General features: G+C 44.7%; 24 protein-coding genes and 1 other annotated feature. Of the genes, 5 read left to right on the forward strand and 19 right to left on the reverse strand.

Annotated features, from left to right (window positions below):
- Window positions 1-6: 6 nt before the first annotated feature.
- The 10 genes from AC1DPK_RS04225 to ilvB all read right to left on the reverse strand — a co-directional run bounded on the left by AC1DPK_RS04225 (window position 7) and on the right by ilvB (window position 11,970).
- Window positions 7-1,377: an ATP-binding protein gene (locus AC1DPK_RS04225; protein ID WP_076268001.1), complete on the reverse strand. Its 1,371-nt coding sequence runs from the start codon at window positions 1,375-1,377 to the stop codon at window positions 7-9.
- Between the two features lie 198 nt (window positions 1,378-1,575).
- Complete coding sequence (locus AC1DPK_RS04230) at window positions 1,576-2,895, reverse strand: anti-sigma factor domain-containing protein (protein ID WP_477509435.1); 1,320 nt, start codon at window positions 2,893-2,895, stop codon at window positions 1,576-1,578.
- Window positions 2,892-3,707: an RNA polymerase sigma factor SigI gene (gene sigI, locus AC1DPK_RS04235; protein WP_477509436.1), complete on the reverse strand. Its 816-nt coding sequence runs from the start codon at window positions 3,705-3,707 to the stop codon at window positions 2,892-2,894. Before sigI ends, AC1DPK_RS04230 begins: the two co-directional genes overlap by 4 nt.
- Before the next feature lie 232 nt (window positions 3,708-3,939).
- Window positions 3,940-4,356, reverse strand: a complete 417-nt coding sequence (locus tag AC1DPK_RS04240; RefSeq protein WP_076268004.1) for a hypothetical protein — start codon at window positions 4,354-4,356, stop codon at window positions 3,940-3,942.
- Window positions 4,357-4,824: 468 nt separating this feature from the next.
- Window positions 4,825-5,373, reverse strand: coding sequence for a peroxiredoxin (locus AC1DPK_RS04245; RefSeq protein ID WP_477509437.1), 549 nt, complete (start codon window positions 5,371-5,373; stop codon window positions 4,825-4,827).
- A gap of 144 nt (window positions 5,374-5,517) precedes the next feature.
- Window positions 5,518-6,597: a 3-isopropylmalate dehydrogenase gene (leuB, locus tag AC1DPK_RS04250; RefSeq protein ID WP_339207563.1), complete on the reverse strand. Its 1,080-nt coding sequence runs from the start codon at window positions 6,595-6,597 to the stop codon at window positions 5,518-5,520.
- Between the two features lie 364 nt (window positions 6,598-6,961).
- Window positions 6,962-8,506, reverse strand: coding sequence for a 2-isopropylmalate synthase (locus tag AC1DPK_RS04255; RefSeq protein WP_076268007.1), 1,545 nt, complete (start codon window positions 8,504-8,506; stop codon window positions 6,962-6,964).
- A 120-nt stretch (window positions 8,507-8,626) separates the two neighbouring features.
- The gene (ilvC, locus tag AC1DPK_RS04260) at window positions 8,627-9,619 is read right to left on the reverse strand and encodes a ketol-acid reductoisomerase (RefSeq protein WP_076268008.1); all 993 of its coding nucleotides are present in this window, start codon (window positions 9,617-9,619) and stop codon (window positions 8,627-8,629) included.
- A 123-nt stretch (window positions 9,620-9,742) separates the two neighbouring features.
- Window positions 9,743-10,228 carry an acetolactate synthase small subunit gene (gene ilvN, locus AC1DPK_RS04265; protein WP_076268009.1) on the reverse strand — a complete coding sequence of 162 codons (486 nt, stop codon included), beginning with the start codon at window positions 10,226-10,228 and terminating at the stop codon, window positions 9,743-9,745.
- Window positions 10,225-11,970: a biosynthetic-type acetolactate synthase large subunit gene (gene ilvB / locus AC1DPK_RS04270; protein ID WP_339207561.1), complete on the reverse strand. Its 1,746-nt coding sequence runs from the start codon at window positions 11,968-11,970 to the stop codon at window positions 10,225-10,227. Before ilvB ends, ilvN begins: the two co-directional genes overlap by 4 nt.
- A gap of 514 nt (window positions 11,971-12,484) precedes the next feature.
- Here ilvB and AC1DPK_RS04275 point away from each other — a divergent pair.
- Window positions 12,485-12,985 (forward strand): GNAT family N-acetyltransferase, encoded by a 501-nt coding sequence (locus AC1DPK_RS04275; protein ID WP_477509438.1) that lies wholly within the window; start codon window positions 12,485-12,487, stop codon window positions 12,983-12,985.
- Window positions 12,986-12,999: 14 nt separating this feature from the next.
- On the opposite strand, the gene AC1DPK_RS04280 is transcribed toward AC1DPK_RS04275, so the two are convergent.
- From AC1DPK_RS04280 to AC1DPK_RS04300, 5 genes are all read right to left on the reverse strand, one after another.
- Window positions 13,000-13,395: a hypothetical protein gene (locus AC1DPK_RS04280; RefSeq protein ID WP_441879209.1), complete on the reverse strand. Its 396-nt coding sequence runs from the start codon at window positions 13,393-13,395 to the stop codon at window positions 13,000-13,002.
- Between the two features lie 185 nt (window positions 13,396-13,580).
- Entirely contained in the window at window positions 13,581-13,940 is a 360-nt protein-coding gene (rplT, locus tag AC1DPK_RS04285; RefSeq protein WP_054028358.1) for a 50S ribosomal protein L20, read from the reverse strand.
- Between the two features lie 50 nt (window positions 13,941-13,990).
- A complete protein-coding gene (gene rpmI / locus AC1DPK_RS04290) occupies window positions 13,991-14,188 on the reverse strand; it encodes a 50S ribosomal protein L35 (protein WP_076268012.1) in 198 nt (65 codons plus the stop codon).
- 34 nt (window positions 14,189-14,222) lie between these two features.
- On the reverse strand, window positions 14,223-14,720 hold the full coding sequence (gene infC / locus AC1DPK_RS04295; protein WP_144376751.1) for a translation initiation factor IF-3: 498 nt from the start codon (window positions 14,718-14,720) through the stop codon (window positions 14,223-14,225).
- Between the two features lie 56 nt (window positions 14,721-14,776).
- Window positions 14,777-14,934 (reverse strand) — a sequence feature (ribosomal protein L20 leader region).
- Between the two features lie 66 nt (window positions 14,935-15,000).
- A complete protein-coding gene (locus tag AC1DPK_RS04300) occupies window positions 15,001-16,239 on the reverse strand; it encodes a glycosyltransferase family 2 protein (protein WP_076268014.1) in 1,239 nt (412 codons plus the stop codon).
- A gap of 706 nt (window positions 16,240-16,945) precedes the next feature.
- Between AC1DPK_RS04300 and AC1DPK_RS04305 the strand changes: the two genes are divergently transcribed.
- Window positions 16,946-17,518 (forward strand): phosphatase PAP2 family protein, encoded by a 573-nt coding sequence (locus tag AC1DPK_RS04305; protein WP_076268015.1) that lies wholly within the window; start codon window positions 16,946-16,948, stop codon window positions 17,516-17,518.
- Here AC1DPK_RS04305 and trmB read toward each other — a convergent pair.
- Window positions 17,515-18,282, reverse strand: a complete 768-nt coding sequence (trmB, locus tag AC1DPK_RS04310) for a tRNA (guanosine(46)-N7)-methyltransferase TrmB (protein ID WP_076268016.1) — start codon at window positions 18,280-18,282, stop codon at window positions 17,515-17,517. The two genes, AC1DPK_RS04305 and trmB, sit on opposite strands and share 4 nt — an antisense overlap.
- Window positions 18,283-18,435: 153 nt before the next feature.
- The gene (locus AC1DPK_RS04315) at window positions 18,436-18,645 is read right to left on the reverse strand and encodes a hypothetical protein (RefSeq protein WP_477509439.1); all 210 of its coding nucleotides are present in this window, start codon (window positions 18,643-18,645) and stop codon (window positions 18,436-18,438) included.
- 282 nt (window positions 18,646-18,927) lie between these two features.
- On the opposite strand from AC1DPK_RS04315, the gene mnmL reads away from it, so the two are divergent.
- From mnmL to AC1DPK_RS04330, 3 genes are all read left to right on the forward strand, one after another.
- A complete protein-coding gene (gene mnmL, locus AC1DPK_RS04320; RefSeq protein ID WP_441879213.1) occupies window positions 18,928-19,893 on the forward strand; it encodes a tRNA modification radical SAM protein MnmL/YtqA in 966 nt (321 codons plus the stop codon).
- A gap of 6 nt (window positions 19,894-19,899) precedes the next feature.
- Window positions 19,900-20,493 carry a tRNA 5-(aminomethyl)-2-thiouridylate-methyltransferase MnmM gene (gene mnmM, locus AC1DPK_RS04325; RefSeq protein ID WP_477509440.1) on the forward strand — a complete coding sequence of 198 codons (594 nt, stop codon included), beginning with the start codon at window positions 19,900-19,902 and terminating at the stop codon, window positions 20,491-20,493.
- 105 nt (window positions 20,494-20,598) lie between these two features.
- Window positions 20,599-21,579, forward strand: a complete 981-nt coding sequence (locus tag AC1DPK_RS04330) for a type I phosphomannose isomerase catalytic subunit (protein WP_076268019.1) — start codon at window positions 20,599-20,601, stop codon at window positions 21,577-21,579.
- Between the two features lie 83 nt (window positions 21,580-21,662).
- On the opposite strand, the gene AC1DPK_RS04335 is transcribed toward AC1DPK_RS04330, so the two are convergent.
- Window positions 21,663-23,555, reverse strand: a complete 1,893-nt coding sequence (locus AC1DPK_RS04335; RefSeq protein ID WP_477509441.1) for a B12-binding domain-containing radical SAM protein — start codon at window positions 23,553-23,555, stop codon at window positions 21,663-21,665.
- A gap of 157 nt (window positions 23,556-23,712) precedes the next feature.
- Window positions 23,713-25,263 (reverse strand): stalk domain-containing protein, encoded by a 1,551-nt coding sequence (locus tag AC1DPK_RS04340; RefSeq protein WP_441879219.1) that lies wholly within the window; start codon window positions 25,261-25,263, stop codon window positions 23,713-23,715.
- Window positions 25,264-25,297: the final 34 nt, after the last annotated feature.

Below are 25,297 nucleotides of genomic sequence, written 5' to 3' on the forward strand. Positions count from 1 at the left end.
TGAACATTAAGCTAATGGCAGTGTCAGAATAAATTCAGTTCCTACCCCTAATTGACTATCCACTCTAATCGTACCATTATGATTGCGAACAATTCTGTAGCTTACCGATAAGCCTAACCCTGTACCCGACTGCTTCGTCGTAAAGAAGGGGTCAAACAATCTGCTCATCGTTGCTTTGTCCATGCCTTTTCCATTATCCTTAATAATAATTTCGGCAAATTGTCCATTTCCACGCGTAATAATATCAATAAGGCCCCTTCGCTCGCTCTGAACTTCTTCAATCGCATCGAGTGAATTTTTAATAATGTTCAAAATAACCTGCTTCACTTGTTTAACATCAATCGAGACGAGATGCTCTGAGCAATAACACTCCGCTTTAATTTCGCAATTCCGCATCAAAGCTTCACTTTCGGTCAGAAGCACAACCTCTTTTATTAAATGATCGATAGACACCAATTGTTTCATTGGTGCTGATGGCTTGGACGAATTTAGAAATTCATAAATGATATCATTTGCCCGGTCGATTTCCGTTAAAATAATACGAGCGTACTCTTCTTTGCCCACTTCCAGTAAATATGGCCGCAATAGCTGAATAAAGCCGCGAATGCTTGTCAACGGATTACGAATTTCATGTGCAATTGCAGCAGCAATTTTCCCGAGCATGGCAAGCTTGTCGTTTTGCAATGCCGTCTGCTCAATTTGCTTATATTCAGAAACATCCTTCACGCTAATTAAAAAATCACCGTCTAACTGATCACCGTATGTAACCGTTACCAATAGATGTTTACCATCTTTGTGTTGGAACTCATAATACTTGCTATGCATGAGAAACATTTCTTTGTAGAGTCTAAGAACTGTTCGCTTCGTGCTGCTAGTAAGCCGCCGATGTCTTAATATTTCCTTTATCGTACAACCAATTAATGTTTTCCGAGGGATGTCGAGCAGCTTGGCCATTTGTACATTAATAAACGATAAGATTCCATCACTATCAAACAAAGCAATTCCGCTGTCCATGTGCTGCAAAACATTTTCATACTTATTTTTGACTCGTTCAAAGGAGCGGTTGGACCTGAAAAGCATCTCTCGCATTTCAGTGAATTTTTGCTCCGTTGATCTCTCTGGCTGCAAACGAAATCGGCAAGCAACCATAATCTCCATTAAAAAAACAAAGGAACGATTATATAATCGCACAGCCTCCTCCGAGTCAACATTTGCAGCCAAAGACTGTATGCATTCCTCATGTACGGCAATAATTTCTTCAGGGTTTATTCCGTAAAGCTCCTTGCCAAGCTCGTTAGCATGGAATAATGATACTTCCTTACCACTCCGAATATACTCGGCAAGCGCCGGGAAATAGCGCTTTCGAATGGCCAACATCTTGTACTCCTCCCCGGCAGCATCTATAAATAACGGTTACAGTTACTACTAATCATAGGGCGAGTTTACAATCCCTGTCAATCGGAAATCCTGTCGAATTATGCACCGTAAATAGGCAAAAAGTCTGCCCGAAAGTCATCTAGGACTTTAGCCTACTGCATTCATTTCCTGCTATTTGTTCATTTTTATATCGGAAGTCTAATCATTATTGTTGCTCCCCCGACCTTTATACCATCTATCCCAATCATGCTTCCATTCCTTATTTTTTTTATCATCATATCGATTTTTCCAATTATCATTTTCTTGCTTGCCTTGATGACTGTTTACGTTATTATTGCGATTATTGTTGCTATCATTGCGATCTCGATTTCGATCATTGTCATCATCATTATTATTTCGATCATGATTATGATTGTTATTATTTTTGTCGTCATCGTTATGATCGTTTTTACCGCCGCTCGGCATTGTAGGCTGAACTGGCTTCGTTGGTTTCCCTGGCGTAATTACCGGCTTGTTGCCCCATGTCCCGTTTTTATTGGGCTTATTAGTTGCGTTGCCTTTATTTACTCCGCTAACGACAGGCTTATTTGGTTTTTCCACTTTTACAGGCTTGTTTGCAGTTGGAGTCGTAGTCGGTTTAATCGGTTTCGGTTTCGTCTTTGTTTCTTCCTTTTGCTGCTTAACCTTATCCTCTTTCTCCAGTGCTACCAACTTCTTGAGCTTTTCTTTGCTCGTATCTCCCGCATTGCTTACAATCGTCTTCACTCCGCCGATAGACGCTGTTGCCTGATCGATGGATTGCTTTTTCAATTGCTCCAATTCGATACTGTAGCCTTCATCCTTTGCCATTAAATATACGGCCATCTTGCCTGAAGAAATACCATTTATAGCTGCTTCCTCACGCACCTCATTAGGCAGCGACAACGTTGTAATTGTAGCAGTTGCTGCTTCTGCTTCAAGCTGAGCGAGCAGCATTTTCAGTTTCTCGTCGACTTTTCCCGTCAAAATATTCTCAAAATCGCCTTTACTCGCAAAATTGTCGTCTAATAAAACACTCGTAATAAAAATATCTTTGTTTGGCGTATCCAGATAATGTGAGCCTTTAGCCCTCTCCAAAATAGAAGCTGCAACCTCTTCCACATGAATACCTGCGTATTTGAGCCCTTTAATAATGACTTCTCCATCTTCATTAAGTGCGCGAAGCTCACGTACTTTCTCGTTTTCATCGACGCCCAGCTCTATGCTTGGATTAATATCCATGCTCACGTAAGCAACTACGGATTGTGAGTCTCTTTGCATGAAAAATAAAAGTGGAACAAACAGAATCAAAATAAGGGTGGCAGCACTCCCATACCAATAAATCGGCCTCTGGATGACGCGCTTCTTAAACTCTTCTTCGAATGTCACTTCTTCTCCGATTTGTGTAGTTCCCTGAATAGGGGCCTGCAAAAATTGACCGTCTGCCGTCATCACAACTGCATACTGCTTATGAATGCTCATAACGACTCCACGTTTCATTTGCTTGCCTCCTTATTCTCGACGATGCGCTCATCGGATATATGTAAATAATCATGCATGTAAGGGTATGTCCCAGAAATGATTAGTGCGATAGCAATAATATATTTTCGATTTCTTTCCACCGTTTTGCGGGAAACGCCGCACATTTCGGTCAGCTCTTTTACAGCCAACTTATTTGTTTGCCTTAAAGAATCTAATAAATCCGTTTCACTTACGAGCGTTTGCGCGATACCAATCAACAGCTTTCTTGAATCGGTATGCTTGGGAGAATTGTCTACCAATTCTGCAAAGGAAATGCCAAATCGCAAAAGCTCTTGATTAAGCTCAGTGATCTCAAGCCTTCTCTCGTCCTCTGTGCGCTTCATTTCAAATGCAGTCATCGCTTGTCTTGTCTCGACTGAATTATATTGAGGCTGCTCCTCATCCTCTGAGTCGAACATACTGTAAGGCACAACCTGAGAATGCCTCTGTTCTTTCCGGACATGGTCAATAAGCCGACGACGAATGACGGTTTCAGCAAATCCGAGAAATGATTTTCCAGCACTGCTGGAAAATTGATTGATGGCTTCATTAAAAGCGAGCAGCGCTATGCTGAATTCATCATCTCGACTCGGATCGATATACCGTTTACAAAATCGACTTGTAACTTTCATTATATATGGCTTATAGTCTGCTATGAACTGCTCACGCAGCAGCTCGTCACCTTCATGAATATGAGCAACCCATTGTTCTGGAGTGAGCTTCTGCTCATCCTCTGCTGCTTTGGCAGAAACAGACTTCCGCAGAAAGCGTTTGAACAAAACAAGTAACAACCGCTCCACCTCACTATTAGTATGATTCGTTTCTGTCTGCCCGGTTTCGGGGGGTACATTCTGAGAAAATCTTAATTTTCATTTAAAAGCATCTTTTGTCCCCTTTATATCGCCAAAAAACCGTTGATTGAGAAACAAACGAATTTAATAAAATTACAAAATGATACATTTTTATATGATCAAAATAAAGAAAAGCCCCCGTGAAGGAGGCTCACCATTCATGTTTAAAAAACTAAACGGAAGTACGGCGTTGACGGAGCTTATTCCTTCTATTGTTAAGCATCCCTAGACGCTTCTTAAGAACAAGCTGCCATTCCGTATCCTCAATTTGCTTAGCAAAGCTTAGCAAATCAAGTGCCATATCGATTTGACTGTGGACAACATCCATTGGATCCTCATTCTCATGGTTAACACAATTCTCAAGCAGCGCCTTGCCTTCTTGCTCTACGTACTCCTGAAAATCAACTTCAGCAGCACCGTCGCCATGTGCATATTCGGCTAGTATCTCATATTCATTTTCGATTAAATAATGAATATCTACACGGTGACAGACAGGACAAAACATAATGGGCACATTGTGAATATGCGTCCGAATATGCTTAAGTGTACCTTTTGTTCCAATCATACTAGCTCCACAGCAAAAACTCATTGACGACTCCTCCTCAAAGGTTTGCGCAGCAAACCTATCTTCGTAAGCATCATCTTAGGTTTGCGTAGCAAACCTATCTTCGTAAGCATCATCTTAGGTTTACGCAGTAAACCTATCTTCGTAAGCATCATCTTAGGTTTACGCAGTAAACCTATCTTCGTAAGCATCATCTTAGGTTTGCGTAGCAAACCTATCTTCGTAAGCATCAACTTAGGTTTACGTAGTAAACCTATCTTCGTAAGCATCATCTTAGGCTTGCGTAAGCAAACCTATCTTCAAAACCATCATCTAAAGTTTGCGTTAACAAACCTATCATTTTTTATTATCTGTTGCTAAGTATACCATATTCGCTCTGCATGGACGAAATTCCTGCTTTCTCCTCACATTATCCGTATCGCTATGTAGACAAAAACAAAACCCGTACCATTAAATGGCACGGGTTTTGTTAATACTGCTATTCGAAATATATTATTTCGATACCAAAGTTTGTTGACCTGGTTTCCAGTTGATTGGGCAAAGACCACCGGATTGCAATGCTTGCAATACGCGAAGAGTTTCGTCTACGCTGCGGCCAACGTTGTTGTGGTTAACAACTTGATATTGTACTTCGCCTTCTGGATTGATGATGAATAGACCGCGAAGAGCGATACCTTCTTCTTCAATCAATACACCGTAGTCACGAGCTACGCTTTTCGTAATATCAGCAGCAAGAGGGAATTCTAGTTGACCTAGACCATTATCGTTAACCGGCGTGTTGATCCATGCACGGTGACTATGTTTGCTATCAATGCTGACACCAAGAACTTCAGTGTTCAAGTTTTTGAATTCAGCTGCAGCCATGCTAAGTGCAGTAATTTCAGTTGGACATACGAATGTGAAATCTAGTGGGTAGAAGAACAATACCAACCATTTTCCTTTATAATCTGCAAGTGATGCTGTACCGAAATCTTTACCGTCACCTGTTGCTGTTTCCATTGAAAAATCAGGGGCCTGACGGCCTACCAAACGCTCTGCCATAATAGAAAACCTCCTTGACCTATCCATAAATTTTATTGTTTATGTCACTTCGTCTGTGTGACTTACCTAGTAAATAGTATCACTAGTTTATAAACAAGTCAATATTATAATTAATATTTATTTATAATAATTATAATCTAGATGCTATTTTCTTAGAGCAGCTACGATCAAATCGCCCATTTCTGTTGTGCCAATTGCTGTGCTCTTATCAACAGCAATATCACCTGTACGGTGGCCTGCATCAAGAACTTCTTTCACCGCTGCTTCAATTGCTGCAGCAGCCTCGTGGTAACCAAATGTAAGGCGGAACATAAGCGCTACGGAAAGGATTGTTGCAATTGGGTTGGAGATGCCTTGACCCGCGATGTCAGGTGCTGAGCCGTGTACCGGCTCATACAAGCCGAAGCTGCCTTCGCCAAGCGATGCAGATGAGAGCATTCCGATTGATCCAGTCAGCATTGCAGCTTCATCACTAAGAATGTCGCCGAACATATTTTCTGTTACGATGACATCAAAGCTCGAAGGACGGCGAAGCAATTGCATTGCACAGTTGTCAACAAGCACGTGCTCTAGCTCTACCTCTGGATATTCAGGAGCGATCCGGTTTACCACTTCGCGCCATAGGCGGGATGTTTCTAGTACGTTTGCTTTATCAACAGAAGCAAGACGTTTGCCGCGAGTCATAGCGATATCGAATGCTTGACGAACGATGCGCTCGATTTCTTGCACGTTGTATACGCATGTATCAACCGCTTCTTCGCCGCCAGCGCCTTCACGACGGAATTTCTCGCCAAAGTAAATACCGCCAGTCAATTCACGAACAACGATGAGATCCGTGCCTTCAAGCACTTCTGGCTTCAAAGTTGAAGCTTCTTTCAAGCAATCGAATACGGTAGCTGGACGAATGTTTGAGAAAAGGCCAAGTGCTTTGCGAATGCCTAGCAAGCCTGTTTCTGGACGAAGCTCCTTGGAGTTGTTGTCCCATTTTGGTCCGCCTACTGCGCCAAGCAATACCGCGTCTGCACCTTTGCAAAGGTCAAGTGTTTCTTGCGGCAATGGTGTGCCTTTCTCGTCGATTGCAATACCGCCGAACAAGCCGTGTTCTGTTTCGAATTTGTAGCCGTAAAGCTCCTCGGTTTTTTTGAGCACTTTAAGCGCTTCGCCAACTACCTCAGGGCCGATACCGTCGCCGGCAATAACTGCAATTTTTTTAACTTCTGACATAATAATGTAACACTCCTCGTTTTGAGTTAAACTTGTCCATTCAACGTTTTCAAAAATATAAGAATTTATAAGTTTGTTAGCTTATAAAGGGCTTATATTTCACCGTCAAAGCTACTTCAGCGTCCAAAGGACGCTAAAGCGTTTTTGCTTGGCGAATCCTGTTGAAAAGTTCAAGTCTACACATTCATTCTCATTCTATTATCATTTGTACCATAAAAACGAGTTGATTACCAAGATATAAAATCTATTTACTCTATAGGCTGTAACTATAGGGTCACTCATTATCCCTTTTTTGAAGCTATATCTATCAAAGAACAAAAAAACAGTCCGCCCAAAGGTTATACTCTGGCGAACTGCTTTTCATTTAGATTAGACTCATCTTATCGCGGCGACCTGGCGTCTTGCGCTTCTCGATCAGTCGATTAAGTGCATCGATGTATGCTCGCGCGCTAGCTTCAAGAATGTCCGTGCTAAGTCCACGTCCTTGAGCAGAAACATCATCCTGCTTTAGTACAACATGAACCTCACCTTGCGCATCCTTGCCTTGCGATACGGATTTGATCGAATAATCTTCAAGCTCCACAACTTCCTGTGTCACCTTATCGATCGCGTTATAGATGGCGTCTACGGAACCGTTGCCGATTGCCGCTTCATCTATGACCTCACCCTCCGCTTTACGAATCCGAACGGATGCGCTTGGCGTAGATTGATTGCCATAACTGACTTGGATCATTTCTAATTTGAATACTTCCGGCGTATCGATGAGCTTCTCTTCAAGCAGAGCAAGAATATCCTCATCACTTACGGTTTTCTTGCGATCTGCCAAATCTTTAAATTTAGCAAAAGCAGCATTAACCGCTTCGTCCTCAAGCTCATAACCTAGGTCGATCAGCTTCTCACGGAACGCATGGCGTCCTGAATGCTTGCCAAGCACCAGCTTGGATTCCTTCAGTCCGATCGTATCCGGTGAAATGATTTCATACGTTGTTTTTTCTTTCAGCATGCCATCCTGATGAATACCAGATTCATGCGCGAATGCATTGGCACCAACAATTGCTTTGTTGCCTGGAACGACCATGCCCGTCAGCTTGCTGACAAGGCGGCTCGTCTTGGCAATTTCTTTCAGGTTCAGCGTAGTTTGAGCTCCGAAGTAGTCCGGACGCGTAGCAAGAGCCATTGCAATCTCTTCGATCGCTGTGTTACCTGCGCGCTCCCCGATACCATTGATCGTACCCTCAACTTGATCTGCACCATTCAAGATCGCTGCTAGCGAATTTGCAGTCGCCATGCCGAGATCATTGTGACAATGTGCGCTCAGCTGAATTTTTTCGATATTCGGCACATTTTCCTTCAACACCTTGAAGATGTTCCCAAATTCTTGCGGATTCATATAACCGACCGTGTCCGGAATGTTTACGACCGTTGCTCCCGCTTTAATGGCCATCTCAACGACCTGACACAGAAAGTCCAGCTCTGTACGTCCTGCATCCTCTGCTGAGAATTCAACTTTGTCAAAATATTGCTTTGCATACCGAATGGCACGCTCTGCCGTTTCAAGCACCTGCTCCTTCTCCATCCGCAGCTTGTGCTTGCGGTGAATCGGACTTGTAGCAAGAAATACGTGAATGCACGGATCCTGTGCGCCGATAAGCGCTTCACGAACAGCATCGATATCCTGCTCACGCGAGCGTGAGAGTCCGATAACTGTAGCATTTTTAACTGCTCGTGCTACCGCATTAACTGCAGCAAGGTCTCCCGGAGACGCAGCAGGGAAGCCAGCTTCCATGCGGTCCACTCCCAGCCTTTCAAGCTGAAGGGCAATCTCTACCTTTTCCTTCGTGTTCAGGTTAACCCCAGGAGATTGCTCTCCATCACGAAGCGTTGTATCGAAAACATATATTTTCCGCATTTGTGCAATGCACCTCCGTGAACAAAATGATCCCGGTGCGCTCGGACCACATGGCGATACTACGTGCTCATCGTCAAACGATCCGGCGAACCGGGATATTTTCCTACATTCTATCTTTTATTACTTCTTGATCCAGTGCATCAATTCACGAAGCTGTGCGCCTGTTTTTTCAATCGGGTGAGCAGCTTCATTACGGCGAGTAGCTGTAAGCATTGCACGGTTCGATTGGTTTTCCAAGATGAAGTCACGAGCAAAACGACCGGATTGGATATCTTCCAATACACGTTTCATTTCTTTTTTCGTTTCTTCAGTAACAATGCGAGGACCAGTTACATAATCGCCGTATTCAGCTGTGTTGGAGATAGAATCGCGCATGGACGCCATTCCGCCTTCATACATCATATCAACGATCAATTTAAGCTCGTGCAAGCACTCGAAGTAAGCCATTTCTGGAGCGTAGCCAGCTTCAACAAGCGTTTCAAAACCAGCTTTAACTAGTGCAGTAGCGCCACCGCAAAGAACGGCTTGCTCACCGAACAAATCTGTTTCTGTTTCTTCTTTGAAAGAAGTTTCGATAACGCCTGCACGAGTACAGCCGATACCTTTAGCATATGCAAGACCGATAGCTTTAGCATTGCCAGTTGCATCTTGCTCAATAGCGATTAGTCCAGGAACGCCAAAGCCTTCTTGGTACGTACGGCGAACCATGTGACCAGGAGATTTTGGAGCTACCAAGAATACATCTGTATCTTTGTTCGGAACGATTTGTCCGTAGTGAATGTTGAAGCCGTGGGAGAACATAAGAGCCGCGCCTTTTTTCAAGTTAGGAGCGATTTCATCATTGTACACTTTCGCTTGTGTTTCATCAGGAAGCAAAATTTGAACAACGTCAGCCACTTTAGTTGCTTCAGCAACTGTAAGTACTTCGAAACCATCTTTTTTAGCAACGTCTGCGGATTTACCAGGACGAAGACCAATAACAACTTTCAAGCCGCTGTCGCGAAGATTTTGTGCTTGAGCGTGACCTTGGCTGCCGTAACCGATAACTGCAATTGTTTTACCTTGTAGTACGCCTTGATCAGCGTCTTTTTCATAGTACATTGTAACTGCCATATTAATAATTGCCTCCTTTAGTTTAACCCTTTTGAGCGGGTGTTTAAGCAGAGAATGACCCTTAAGCAGCGGTTCTCCCCTTAAACTCCCGCTCAAAGCGGGATGTTGAATGATGAACTCTTATTACTTGGAATTGCCTCTGTTTAATGCTGTTACTCCTGTGCGCGACAGTTCACGAATGCCATACGGTTTAAGCAGTTCAACCATAGCATCGATTTTTTCAGTGTCCCCTACTACTTGTACCATAAGCGAATGAGTGCCAATGTCCACAACCGCTGCGCGGAAAGTTTCAACAACACCTAAAATTTCCGGACGAGATGCTGGCTCTGCATTCACTTTAATGAGTGCAAGCTCGCGGCCAACCATCGGATTTGAGCTAAGATCAATGACCTTAATAACGTCAATCAGCTTATATAGCTGCTTCGTTACTTGCTCTAGCGTATGATCATCACCAGAAGTGACGATGACCATACGCGACAAGCCTGCTTCTTCGCTAGAACCAACTGTTATGCTTTCAATGTTGAAGCCGCGGCGTCCGAACAAACCAGATACGCGCTGTAGAACGCCGGGCTGATCGTTAACGATTACTGCGATCGTGTGTTTTTTCATTCCGCATCCCCCATGATCATTTCGTCGATGGTGCTTCCTTGCGCTACCATTGGGTACACGTTCTCTTCTTTGCGAACGACGAACTCAACAACAGCTGGACCAGGATGGCGTAATGCTTCTTCCCATGCGGCACGCGCTTCTTCTTTGTTCGTTGCGCGGAAGCCTTTAACTCCGTAAGCTTCTGACAGCTTCACAAAGTCTGGGCTGCCTGAGAGATCAATATGACTGTAGCGGTTGTCATAGATAAGCTCCTGCCACTGTCTTACCATACCGAGCACCTGATTATTGATAATTACTACCTTAACCGGAATGTTGTTAATTGCGCAAATCGCAAGCTCTTGCGCACACATTTGCATCCCGCCGTCCCCATTAATGGAAACGACTACGCGATCCGGATTCGCCATTTGAGCGCCGATAGCAGAAGGGAATCCGAAGCCCATAGTGCCTAGCCCTCCGGAAGTAACCCATGAACGAGGCTTATTGAACTTGTAATACTGTGCAGCCCACATTTGATGTTGACCAACGTCAGTTGTTACAATCGCATCGCCATTCGTTGTCTCATGGATCAGCTCAACAACCCACTGCGGCTTAAGCTCAACGTCAGAATCCGTATAGCTGAATGGATATTGCTCACATGAAGCTTTGAGCTTCGCACGCCAATCATCCGCTTTATCTGCGCGTTTCGCGAGCTTATTTACAATCTCAAGAACAGTCTTCACATCGCCGACAATCGGGATGTCTGTTGGTACGTTTTTACCGATTTCCGCTGGATCGATATCGATGTGTACGATTTTCGCCAGTGGTGCAAAGCCCGCAAGCTTGCCGGTTACGCGGTCATCGAAGCGAGCGCCAATGTTAATTAGCAAGTCTGCGCTTTGAATCGATTTATTAGCCGTATATGTGCCATGCATGCCTGGCATGCCTAGGAATAAATCATTGCCGCTTGGGAAAGCTCCCAAACCAAGCAATGTTGTTGTAATTGGTATTTGCGTTTTAGTAACGAATTCGAACAGCTCTTCATGTCCGCCAGAGTAAACGACTCCGCCGCCTGCTAGTATTAACGGGCGCTCCGCTTGTTCAATCGCCTTAATCAGCTTATCCACTTGATTTTTGTTAGGCGTGACCGTTGGATTGTAACCACGGATGCTTACTTCTGTTACTGGCTTGAACAATGTCTTAGCCGCTGAGATGTCCTTCGGAATATCGATCAATACTGGACCTTTGCGCCCTGTGTTGGCAATATGGAATGCTTCGTGAATAATACGAGGCAAATCCTCAACGTCGCGAACCAAGTAGCTGTGTTTAGTGATTGGCATTGTGATTCCCGTAATGTCTGCCTCTTGGAAAGCATCGCTGCCAATCAGGCTGGAGATGACATTACCGGTAATAACAACTAGTGGTACGGAATCCATATATGCAGTTGCAATTCCCGTCACGAGGTTTGTTGCACCAGGACCTGATGTAGCGATACATACGCCTACTTTGCCGCTTGCGCGGGCGTAACCGTCTGCCGCGTGAATCGCGCCTTGCTCATGCCGTGTTAGTAAATGATTGAAATCGGGGTTTCCGTGCATCGCGTCATAAATGTACAACACTGCTCCACCTGGATAGCCGAACACACAATCTACACCCTCAAGCAATAGACTTCTTAGCAAAATTTCCGAACCAGAAATAACCTCAGGTTTCGAAATTCTTTCCTTCATTTCCTCTTTTGACTTCAGTGTTGCACCTTGCGTTATCATCAGTCATCCTCCTCTCAGAAAAAACAAAAAAACCTCTCGTTCCTCATGCTCCAATACGAAGCAACGAGGGACGAAAGGTATATCTTCCGTGGTACCACCCAAATTCGTTACACATCTCCCGATGTATAACCTCTACAAGTAAGAACGTCATGCATATACGTTCTACCAATGGCACTGTAACGCTTGCCCTGCGATTCCCCCTAATAGGCAACACATGGTTGCTTTTCAAGGAAACAGCTCCGAGGTGAGCTCGTAGAAAAGGGATTTTGGCGATGGTTGCAGCTAATCCATCCGCTCTCTGTTCAAAAGGGCCCTAAGCACTTCGTCCTCATCAATGCTGATTTTGTATTTACCACATGGTACGAATACCAGTACGTGGTAGATAAGACTTTCCTTATTATATGCCGTGAATCTCCGTTCGTCAAGAACCATAAACAACTCTTGTTGTAAAATGTATTCGGCGCAATCCTTTAGCGCGCTACATATACTAGTTTAGCCCTAATGCGGCAAATTCATGCTGCGTCCCAGATCCATTTGGCGCGGTAGAAATGGAATGATGAGCATGATTCGTATTTATGAGCCAAGGTATGATCAAGCCGAAGTGGTTCGCCTCATTCGCAATGAGCTTATTCCCTTATCCCATACGGTACACCAACATGATGCGCAAACGATTCGAGAGCTCCCTAAGCGTTTCCGTCGCGGTGTTACTTTTGTAGCATCCTTATCTAAAAAAAGCCCTCCAGTCTCCTTCATCCATTTTGAAGTGATGGGTGAGGTGCTTTATTTAGATATGATCGTCACGCATCCTGATCATCGGAATAGACAATGGGGCAGAAAATTAATAGCTCATAGCGAAGCTTACGGCAAAACGCAGAATTGCAAAGTTGCCAGGCTGTTTGTCGATCAGGTTAATGGTAAAGCACATCAACTCTATAGTAAGCTTGGTTACTATACCGTCCAATACTATCCTGAGCTGCGCTGCTACGAATTACTTAAACCGCTCACCCCGCTATGATTACTTAATTGCCATTAAAAACCGTTGTAGCCCTGGTTTCCATAACCGCCGTAGCCAGCATTGCCGTTATAACCAGCATTGCCACCATAGCCACCATAGTTGCCATTGCCGTATTGGTTAAAATTGTTATTGCAGCAGTTGCCACCGCCGCCGTAGCCACCGCCAAAACCACCACCAAAGCCGCCGCCCCATAAAGGAAGCGTGCCGATGGCAAGAAGGTCAAACAATACGAGAGGCAAAATTGCTTTCGTTTGCACGAGCTTGCCTTTGTCTTTTTCGAGTGGAGCGACGATCAGTTTATTTTGGTGTACCCGAACGAGCTTGCCAGTGACGACAGAGCCGTCAGGACGTACTGCATAAATGGATTTGCCGACCAGTTTCCGTACTTGCTGCTTGGAAACGTTACGCATGCGAAATCCCTCCCTTCCCGTTGTCCTACAGCATATTCGCGGAGGGTGGCATCCGTCTGTTTATTTGTCCTCTGCTCTAATAAATGTGCGCATGTCGGTTCATTTTCGCAAAAAAAAACCGCAAAAAAGGCTGTCCAAAAATCATCGATTAGATGACCTGGACAGCCCTTATATGTGGTCAACGCCTAAGCGTTAATTTTTTCTTTTGCAATGCCAGCAAGCGAGTTGAACGAAGTCATATCGTTAACTGCAAGGTCAGCAAGGATTTTGCGGTTTACTTCTACGCCCGCAAGTTTCAAGCCGTGCATGAATTTGTTGTACGAAAGTCCGTTAATACGAGCTGCCGCGTTAATACGAACGATCCACAGTCTGCGGATGTCACGTTTTTTGTTGCGACGGTCACGGTAAGCGTACATTAGGGACTTACCAACTTGCTCCTTCGCTGTTTTAAACAGACGATGTTTCGAACCGAAATAACCTTTAGCTAGCTTTAGAATTCTTTTGCGACGACGAGTGCGGACAAAACCGCCTTTAACTCTTGCCATGAGTGGAAACCTCCTGTAGGTTGAATTAGCTTATTTGGTGTAGCTTATTATTACAAGTTAGCAAGGCCTTGTTTCAAACGACGAACATCGCCAGCAGCCATAAGCGGTTGGCCAGCAAGTACGCGTTTTTGACGACCGGATTTGTGTGAAAGCAAGTGGTTACGGTAAGCTTTGTAACGTTTTACTTTACCAGTTCCAGTAATTTTAAAGCGGTCTTTCAGACTGCTGTGAGTTTTCATCTTAGGCATATCAGTTATCCTCCTTAAAGTTCTTCATCAGTTGTTAGCTGTTGGTTTTGGGTGCCAAAATCATAATCATGCTCCGGCCTTCCAGCTTAGGAGCGCGCTCAACGCTGCATAATTCGGCAACCTCTTTTGAAAGACGATCCAAAATCTTTTGGCCTAGAGATGCATGAGCAATCTCACGACCACGGAATCTTACGGATGCTTTCACTTTATCGCCTTCATTGAGAAACTTAACAACGTTACGAAACTTCGTTTGGTAGTCATTTTCATCAATGTTAGCACGGAACCAAACTTCTTTAAGATCAACGATCTTTTGGTTTTTGCGTGCTTCTTTTTCTTTCTTCTGCTGCTCATAACGGAATTTTCCGTAGTCCATGATGCGGCATACCGGCGGTTTAGCCGTCGGTGCGACGTTCACCAGGTCCAAATTCAGCTCAATAGCAAGCTGCATAGCATCGCGAATGGATTTAATACCGATTTGCTCGCCTTCAGCGCCTACTAAACGCACTTCTCTGGCCCGGATTTCATCATTGATTTGATGTTCTCTGCTAATAACGTGCCACCTCCAAAATTGGTTTGTTCATGTCTCCACGCAATAAAAAAATGCGGGTTCGCTCGAACCCGCATCTCATAACCGTACATGTATGTCAGAGCATCACTTCAGTTGAAATGATGGAATGACTAATCGATTATCGCGAACCAGCCAGCCTGAGCCGAAAGGTGAGAAGCGGGTGCTTCTGCTTGTGCGTATTAAGTTAGTTGTAAATGTTACCGTGTTACTATACCATGGCCTACAAAGCCTTGTCAACAAGCGATTACACTTGTTTGCTTTGAACTTCTTCAAGACGGATGACGCGTGTATGCTGGGTATGACTCCACTTTTTGTTGTTTTGCGTGAAGAATGCATGCACCGTTATCGGCCACCATGACAAGGTGAACAATAGAAAAGTCGGAATCCGCAAATATAGCTTCCACGAAACTTTAGCCATATACATGGATAAAGGTATTTGCACAAAAATATATGCCATGTACGGAATGCTCAGCCAAATTGGAAGCAGGTTGTACACGGAGGTGACGTTATCTCCGCCTGACAGCAGGATGTCTCCCCAAATGATCGCTGCAATAAAAAATCCAGCCAAATAATTATAAGCATTGAACACATAAAGGGCCGCATCAATCTTCGTCATGCTGCGATCCTTGATTCCCTGCCAAAGCAGAGGAAGCATATGTTTACGAGTAACATCAAAGTGTCCTTGCATCCAGCGAAGCCTTTGGCGAGCTGATGCTTGGAACGTAATCGGCTTCTCGTCGAACACCTTTGCCTCAAAGTTGAACTTCGGATAAATTCCGCGTTTAATGCAGCGGACTGTAAATTCTAAATCTTCAACCAAGCTTGTAGCTCCCCAGCCCATTTCCTGAAGCAGCTTTGAATCAAAGCACATGCCTGTTCCACCTAGAAAGTTGGCAAGGCCAAGATTTGTACGCGGAAGCTGCCAAAGCCGGTTGCAGAACCAGTAGTTAATTGCATTTGCTGAGCTGACCCAAGAATCATTTGGATTTTTTGTATCCAGGTAGCCTTGAATAACTCGGAATCCATTGCTCAAATCATTGTTCATGTACTGCAAGAAATCAGTCGCTACAAGGTTATCGGCATCAAAGATCGCTACGCCGTCGTAGCTCTTTGGCATAGCCCACAACTCTTTAAGCATCCACTCAACTGCAAAGCCCTTGCCGCGTTGATTTGGATTTTCACGAACACATGCATATACTCCATCATAACTATTTACAACATCGACTGTACCATCGGTGCAATTATCGCAAATTACAAAAATATCATAAAGCTCCCGTGGATATTTCATTTTTTGCAAGTTTTCAATCAGTGCCCCAACAACCTGCTCTTCGTTATGAGCTGCTATCAGCAGTGCGAATGTTTTTTTCGGTGCATGAGAAAGATCTTCTTTTTTACGCCGCCATCCGAAAAACGTTAAAAACAGCTGATACACACCTAGCAACGCAAATAGAATTTGAACCACAAACATAATCGTATTGAACATGCGGCATTACCCCTTTAGACCCCATTTTTTTTGCTTTTTTTCAGCATCCACCCGTGGCTGCCGTAAGCTTTTTATTATATATTTTCTCTTTGTATGAGTGTTTCTCTGCAAACACTCTCGGACCATAATTGATTCTCCACAGAAACAACTTCTTTGTCAAAAGTTGAATTAGTCTTCATTGCGCTTAATCTCGGCAGAAAAACGCTTGCATTGCTCACGGATGAATACATTACCTCCTTTTACGACGACTCAGCCTTATTTTCAACCAATTGCTAAGTTTTTAGCACTAACGTCCTTATTTACGTTAAAATGTGTGAAAATGTTTCTTAAATCGAAATAGGTCTATGTGACGAACAAGTGAACGAGAAAGTTCCGTTCCGACATCTTTTGCGGTTTCGACAGACCCTGTCACAACCGCGTGGAATTTGTCCATTACAGTTTTACCATCAAATGCACATTATTAAACAGTAATTTGAAATCAATATTTATTCCCTGTATTTGGAGCGAAAACAGGATACCGATAGACGCATGACAGCGCATTCTCATCAGGCAGCACCCATGGAAAGCAAGTTAGTGCTATAATACTTACTTATCCTTAATATAGGGACAAGAAATAGTTTACGCTCAGCGAACAAAAACATGCTAAAATTAAGTCTGGAATTGATAAATGTTATAGAAGTAAGCCACCGTTAGGAGGATGACAGCGATGGAACGAATGATAGGCTGGCTGAAAACGAGTGAGCAAAGATTATTGATTTGGGCAAACCGGAGACCTTCAGGGAGAAAAAGACATCGAATTCTGGGGAAATGGTTAAGCACGGTCACACATATGGGCGGCGCAACCTTTACGCTCGCAACCGCCCTTCTATATGCACTACTTGCACCTGCTCCTTGGAGCCTTACTGGGTGGCAATGCTTAACTGCGGTCGTCATAAGCCATCTGCCAGTAGCAATTGTAAAGCGTAAATTCAAACGACTTCGACCTTATCAAGCGCTGCCTGATGTAAATACATGTCATAAGCCGCTTGTCGATTCTTCATTTCCATCCGGACACACAACAGCGATCTTCGCATGGCTAGTCCCTATATTGCTGACTAGCGGGATATGGATGACTCTGCTGGTGCCGCTTGCGTTAATAATTGGACTATCCGTTGGATGGTCAAGAATGTATCTAGGGCTGCATTACCCATCTGATGTTGCAGCTGGCGCACTGATCGGAACGATAACAGCTTTGGCAGTCAATTATTCCTGGGTATCGTCTGCAGTAGGACTAAATTAATTATCCTCATCATCCGAATCATTCGATACGGATTCTGATGCCTCAGCTTCCTCTTTAAGCGACTTCTCATGTTTCGCTTCACGATGCTTCCGAATAGCCTCGGAGCCGATAACGGCTTCAACACGATAAATATTTTGTCCTTTTTCCATAAATTTCATCTCATATTCCGTAAACACAAGGTCCTCTCGAGGGCCTTCTTTGTGTAAATGAAGCGAAATATTGCGCATGATAAGTTCCATTTCCGCGAAGCTGTTCAATGAAAACTCAAATAGAGATTGTGAATCCGTCTTAAAATGGATTTCGCCGCGCTCGTTAAGCAGTTCAATATACTTGGCAACAAGTCTTGGATGCGTTAGTCTTCTGCGCGCATGCTTAGCCTTTGGCCAAGGATCGCTAAAATTCAGATGGACACGTTCAAGCTCACCCGGAGCAAACATCGTCTCGATTCCTTCAATATTAGCGCGAAGCAGCGCAAGATTGGGCGGATGAGACTCCCCTTTTTGCTCCCATACGATGCGTGCCTTCTCGCTTGCGCGGCGAAGAAGCTCATCATACATGTCGACACCAATAAAATTGATGTGCGGGTAGCGAGCACTCATTTGACTAATAAAACGACCCTTGCCCATGCCAAGCTCTACATATATAGGCTGGTCGTTGCCAAAAAACTCACGCCACTTGCCTTTGTGCGGCGCAGCATCGAGCACGACTAGCTCCGGCTGACCCTCTAAACTTTCACGAATACCTTTTCTTCCTCTTAAACGCATATGCAGTGATTCCTCCATTTATCGTAGACGATGCAACGAATAGACTAGTCCTTATTGTGCCCAAGAAATTGAGCAATGTAAAGAGGATAGAAAAAAGCCGCAGCCAATTATTGGCGATGCGGCTTGCTTATCATGTCATTGGATGTATAGTCGTTACAGCAAAAGCTGATACGGAATCGGAGCGTTCTCTTTCTGTTCACGCTCGTATGTTCCCACTAATACTTCATTCAACTTCTTGCGAGCAGAAATTTCTACACCATGATTATTGTGAAAGCGGACGCCTGTAAGCGCCATCAATTCTTTTACAGTAAGCTCAACAGTTACAGTATCGTCGCCGTGCGGGATTTTGGTTACATYATTCATCTCTAATCACCTCATCGATTTATTAGTAAGAGTATTTCCATTTAATCGACGTTTCATGAATGCAGGTGCATATGGGCTATGTTAGGTTTATTTGTTGTTTTGTCGCACTTTTAATATAACACTTCATGTAAGGTTACGCAAGTCTAAAAACACCCATTTCAAAAAATATTTCCAATTAAAGCGTTTTCCGAACATTCAATATCTATTCGCATGACAAACGTGGCTTTTCCACTCGTTTTTCGCTAAAATATAGGGTGTAGGTCTTGAATGAAGGGGAAAACGATGATTAAATTATCAACATCGCAACAGCAGCAGCCACTGCTTTGGGGCGATAAACGATTTCATACATGGAATTACGAAATGCATGAGCAGTTGGGAGGCAAGGTATTCAAGGTTACGCTTGATGCCGGCTTCACTTGCCCAAACCGTGACGGGTCCATTGCAAAGGGCGGCTGTACATTTTGCAGCGCTCGCGGCTCTGGTGATTTCGCGGGCAGCAGGCGGGACGACCTCGTTACACAATTCAATAAAATACGGGACCGTCAGCATCAGAAATGGCAAAATGCGCAGTATATTGGATATTTCCAAGCTTATACAAATACGTATGCGCCCGTTGAAGAGCTAAGGGAATATTATGAAGTCATTTTGCAGCAGCCTGGCGTTGTTGGTTTGTCCATTGCAACACGACCTGATTGCTTGCCCGATGATGTAGTCGATTATTTGGCTGAGTTGAATGAACGAACCTATCTTTGGGTGGAGATGGGACTTCAAACCGTGCACGAATCTACTTCAGAGCTCATTAACCGTGCACATGATACAGCCTGCTATCTCGATGCCGTAAAGCGTCTTCGGGAACGCGGCATTCGTGTATGTGCGCATATCATTTACGGTCTTCCTCAGGAAACGCATGAAATGATGCTTGATACAGGTCGCGCCGTCGCCAAGATGGACGTGCAAGGCATTAAAATTCATTTGCTTCATCTCATGCGCAAGACGCCGATGGTACGTCAGTACGAGGCTGGTCTGCTTCAATTTCTTGAGCAGGATGAATATGTGAAATTGATTGTTGATACACTTGAGTTTCTGCCGCCAGAAATGATCGTGCATCGCCTTACGGGAGATGCGCCGCGTGACCTGTTGATTGGTCCGATGTGGAGCATGAATAAATGGTCAGTGCTGAATGCCTTCGACGACGAGCTTACGCGCCGCAATACGTGGCAAGGCAAGTTATGGCAGCAGGAGGTTTAGCGAAATATGGGGTTTCTATCAGTCCTAAGCATGGCTCACAAATGGATCAACGAGCGTACCTCGCCGGGTGACATCGTCATTGATGCTACTGCCGGCGGTGGTGTAGATACACTTGCGCTTGCCGAGCTTGTTGGACCTAACGGCACAGTATATGCCTTTGATATCCAGCAGGAGGCGCTTGATCGCACGCAAGAGCGCCTTTCTTCCCTTCAAAATAACAATAAGCTTCCCGATATTAAACTTGTGCTGAGCAATCACGCAAGTATGGCTGAGACTGTTGATCCTTCTATTATCGGACAAGTCTCAGCCGTAATGTTCAATCTCGGTTATTTGCCGGGAAGCGATGATCTCACGATCATAACCGAGCCTGCAACAACACTGGCTGCGCTCGATGCAGCTATAATGCTGCTGCGTCCTGGAGGTATCGTGACCTGCGTTTTGTATCCAGGGCATCCTGGCGGTGCTGAGGAAGCCGCCTCCGTGGAATCATGGGCAGAGCAGCTGCCTCAAAGCCTAGCGCAGACCGTTATTTACAGGCAGACCCAGCGCAAGGCTGCCCCTTACCTTATTGCGGCAGAGAAGCGTCCAACTRCTCGTTAATCTTTTGCAACGCGTTGACCTTACAGCTCTTTAAAGCCAATTGCTCTGAATGTTATTTTTTAGCTGAAGTAGAACGACATACTACCGATATGGGAGAGATAAATAATGACAGTAAAACCTTATCCATTACAATTTAAAGCAGAAATGAAAGAACGTATTTGGGGAGGACGCGCACTAGAAGGTTTTGGCCTTGAAATGCCTGAAGGCTCAATTGGCGAAGGCTGGATGATCAGTGATCACCCTAACGGCATTACAAAAGTAATGAACGGCGAGCTTGCTGGCGTTGGACTTGACCAAATTCGTGAAACTTACGGACCTGTATGGTTTGGCTCACAAGGCTTTTCCGAGAAAAACGGACGTTTCCCGCTCCTTATCAAGCTGCTCGATTGCAATGATGACCTATCCATTCAAGTCCATCCAACGGATGCATACGAAGGGCTGCCTGAAGGCGAGCTTGGCAAAACAGAAATGTGGTACATCCTCGACGCTAAGCCAGGCGCAAAAATCATCTATGGCCTAAAAGACGGCATTGACCGTGCGGCGATGGAAGCAGCAATCACTGAAGGCCGCATTATGGACGCGCTTCAAGAAGTGACTGTTGAAGCCGGTGATGCATTTTACATTCCCGCAGGAACCGTTCATGCTCTCTGCTCTGGCGTTGTTGTAGCTGAGATTCAACAAAACTCCGACACTACTTATCGCTTACATGACTACAATCGCCTTGGGCTTGATGGTCAGCTGCGCGAGCTTCATATCGAAGATTCTCTTAATGTCATTGCCTATGAAGGCGCAGGCGCTGAGCGGATGAAAACAGACAGCGCAGTAGCTGGCCAGTGGCTGACCATCGCTTCTTCTCCTTACTTCATCGTTGAGAAAGGTATCGTAGCCGCTCCTTGGAAGCTGTCCACATCGCTTGATAGCTTCGTTATCCTTGTAGTTGCCGATGGTGAGGGACAAGTGAAATGGGCAGATGGCGAGCAATCCGTTAAAGCAGGCGAGTGCTTCCTCCTTCCCGCTAATCTTGGCGACTATGAGCTTTCCGGCAGCATGACTGTACTTCGCAGCATTGTACCTGCTTCTGTTTAATTTCATATTTTCAAACCAATAACAAAGAACCTCCAAACCCGTTTGCTTCATGGGTTTGGAGGTTCTTTTCATTTCAATCTGGACTACTTAATCATCGCTTCTTGACCAGCTTTAATCTTTAAAGTGAAAGGACGCGGCTTCGGTTTGCTACTACCTGCCTCAAGTGCATACAGAACAACGAGCAGCGTATGATGTTCGCGATCAACCTCTCCTGTAGCAAGGAACGTTGCAAGATCAAACGGCAGCTTCTCAATAACCGCATGTTTGTGAAGCTCCTTCTCGCCAAATCGCAGTGCTGCGAATTCAGGAGATACATCCTCTGGGCGATCCGCTAAGTGGCGCATCCAGCCGCTCCACAGCGACTTGTCCATCGTAAACTCCCACCAAATTTTGCGAGGCTTATAATTATGATTAAGGAAATAATCGTATTTCATTAGCCCCAGCACGACGTCCTTATCTAAGCGTTCGCCTGCAATTGCAAGTATTTCTTCTGGTGAAGCAGAAACTCTCTTCGTATCCTCTTGCAGTGCTGGCACCTGTTCGAAGTTCTTCTCTGCTGAGATAGGCAGCGATCCAAGAAACGCCGAGAGCCGCGAGAACAGATCCTCCAGCTGATGGCCGATCTTTTGCCAGCCGCTTCGTTCCCAGAAATCGCCGAACGCCTGGAAGAAGTCGAATGGCGATGGAAACACACGATCAACCAAATAAAGCAGCGTATGATCCATTCGGTGCGCATTCCAATATTTCTCCAATACATCCTCTACCCGTTTAATGCGAACGATATCGCCAAATGGCATCAGATCGTTGCCCAGCATTTCATAAGGCGATCTGTYCATATAGATATAGCCCCATTTATCTGCTTCACGGCGGAGACCCGTACCGCGCAGCATTTTGAGAAAGCCTAACTGCAGCTCCTCGGGACGCAGCTCGAATACATCATTAAACGTTCCGCGGAACGTATCATAGTTCTCAAGCGGCAGACCGGCAATCAAATCAAGATGCTGATCGATTTTTTGAGAATTTTTCACTTTCATAACGGTACGCACCAGCTTCATCCAGTTCTGACGACGCTGAACCGCTTCATTTGTTGGATCATTCGTAGATTGTACGCCAATTTCAAAGCGGAATATGCCTGGAGGCGCATTCTCAGCCAAATAATCAAGCACCTCAGGTCTCATGATATCTGCTGTTATTTCAAATTGAAAAACACAGCCCTGGTGGTTTTTGATCAAAAACTCAAAAATTTCAAGCGCGTAATCCCGTTTAATATTAAATGTTCGATCGACGAATTTAATAAGCTTGGCGCCTTTTTCGATCAAATACAAAATATCCGCTTTCGTCCGCTCCATATCATAATAACGAACGCCAACCTCGATACTGGATAGGCAAAACTGGCAGCTGAACGGGCAGCCTCGGCTTGTCTCAAAATAAACGACACGGCTTCCCAAATGAGGAATATCCTCCTCAAAGCGATGCGGGGATGGCAGCTCATTCAGATTCAGCTTGGGACGCGGCGGATTAATCAGCACCTCGACGCGATCCTCGCGCTGCTTCCGATAGGTAATTCCAAATACCATATGGTATTTGCCATCGCCTTCAATCTCAGTAAGCAAATGATGGAAGGTCTCTTCGCCTTCGCCCACCACGATAAAATCAACCTCTTGCACACGCTCCATCCAATAGTCCATATCATAGCTGACTTCTGGACCGCCTAAAATAATTTTGATTTCAGGCATGATTTTGCGCAGCATATTAATAACCGTAATCGTTTCCTCGATGTTCCAAATGTAGCAGGAGAATCCGACTACATCCGGTTTTCTCGAAAAAATATCGGACACGATGTTCATCACTGGATCTTTGATGGTGTACTCTGCAATTTCAATATCGAATCGATCGCCGCTAAACGCCTTCAAACAGCGCAGCGCCAGTGATGTGTGTATAAACTTGGCATTTAATGTGGACAGTACCACTTTCATAAGTAATAACCTCTCTAACTTAAGCATTTGCCTATAAAGCACGCTTGCGAAAGCCTTCAGCGCTTATAGCAAGATGCCTTCTATTGTACAGAAAAAAATCAAAAAAAAGAAGAGGCATCCCTTGCCGCAGATCGCAGCAGCAGATGCCTCCATTTTTTTACACTCTTACTTTAATATAAAGTTCATTTTTGAGCTGCATATCGATAATTGGATAGCGAACACGCCATTTGTCGCCGCCAAGTGCTGTGACCTCGCCCGATTCAAAGCCGCGCGGCTCGAAACCATAATCGCGCTCGAAGGAAATAAGCACTTGAATTTTCTCATCCGGCAGCATCTTATGGAACTCATTCCCTAGATTAATTGCCCAAAGCCTGAGCTCCTGAGACATCGACGCTCCGTATAACATATAAAACCTAGGATCAATATCTGCTGTCAGTACGAGCCAGCCAGCGGAATCACGTTTGGCTTCCCACTTCGTAAACTTAGCCTCGCCTTCAGTAGTAGATACAGAAGAGAATTGATCTTTCAGCACCTTCTCGATATCAGCCAAAGGAGCGCCAACGAGCGTATCCGGCAAGCTTGAAGGTAAAAACTTAGCGTTCTTTATTTTCTCCTCTGTTACTTCGCTATTCAAACTAGCAGCATGAATAACGGATACAGCAAAATTCAAATCCGCGCTCGTCCCAGAGTATCCAAGCGTGGTGATACCAATAAGATCTCCGAACTCATTAAACAATGCCCCGCCTGAGCTGCCGTGATCGATCGGAGCACTTGTCTGAATGTATCGGATACCGTCTTCATAGGTGATGTTGCTAATCAGACCGTCTGAAACTGTATTTTGCAGTCCAAGCGGACTTCCAATGGCAACGACTTTGCCGCCTTTATACGAGTTTAACCCGTAACCTAGAACGACCGGCGGAATATCAATTGATTTTTCTGTTTTAACAATAGCTAGATCTGCTGACTTATCATAATGAACTACGCCTGTAATCTTCAGCTCATCACCATAAACATCCAGCATAGTAGCAGAGGCTGCATCTCCGATAACATGATAATTAGTAAGAATCAGATTATCACCAATAACAACGCCGCTGCCTTGAGCGCGATTGGTCATAATGAGAACAACGCTCTCATCATATTTATCTACGATTTCTTTAGGAGTAAGTCTAGGAATGTTTTTCTGCTGCTCAAGCCACTCGTTGTATTCTGCTTGCTCGGCAGCCTCTTGCGATGTGATTCGAACCGCGTTAGCGGCTTTATCCCATTTCACATTTGCGTTAAGAGCTTCCGAGATGAACCGAACGGGTACAAACGTGACGCCTTTGCGAACGACAGCAGGTGAATCGAGCTTCACTGTTTTACCGTTAATGACCGCTTGCTTCATGCCTACTTTAAGAGAAATAGAACGATTGCCTTTACGTCCAATAATCGTCTCCGTCTTGCCTTCCCAAGTTACGGTAGCGCCCAGTGCTGTAAAAATATCGCGCATCGGAACAAATGTGACGCCTTTCTCTGCATACGCGCCGGCTGATAGAGATAATTTCTTGCCATCTACAATCACCTGCAGTTGTTGCGTCGATACGGCAACCGTCTTGCTTGCAGCGCTGGCTGCCGCTACAGAATCTACGCTAAGTGTTGACAATGGGGCAAGCAATAACCCGGCAATGAGCATAGGACTTAGCATAGTCTTTAAAATTTTTGTTTTCACGCGATCATTTCCTCCAAACTTTTCCTTTTTCACC

It is taken from the genome of Paenibacillus sp. 01T424, from assembly GCF_056398745.1.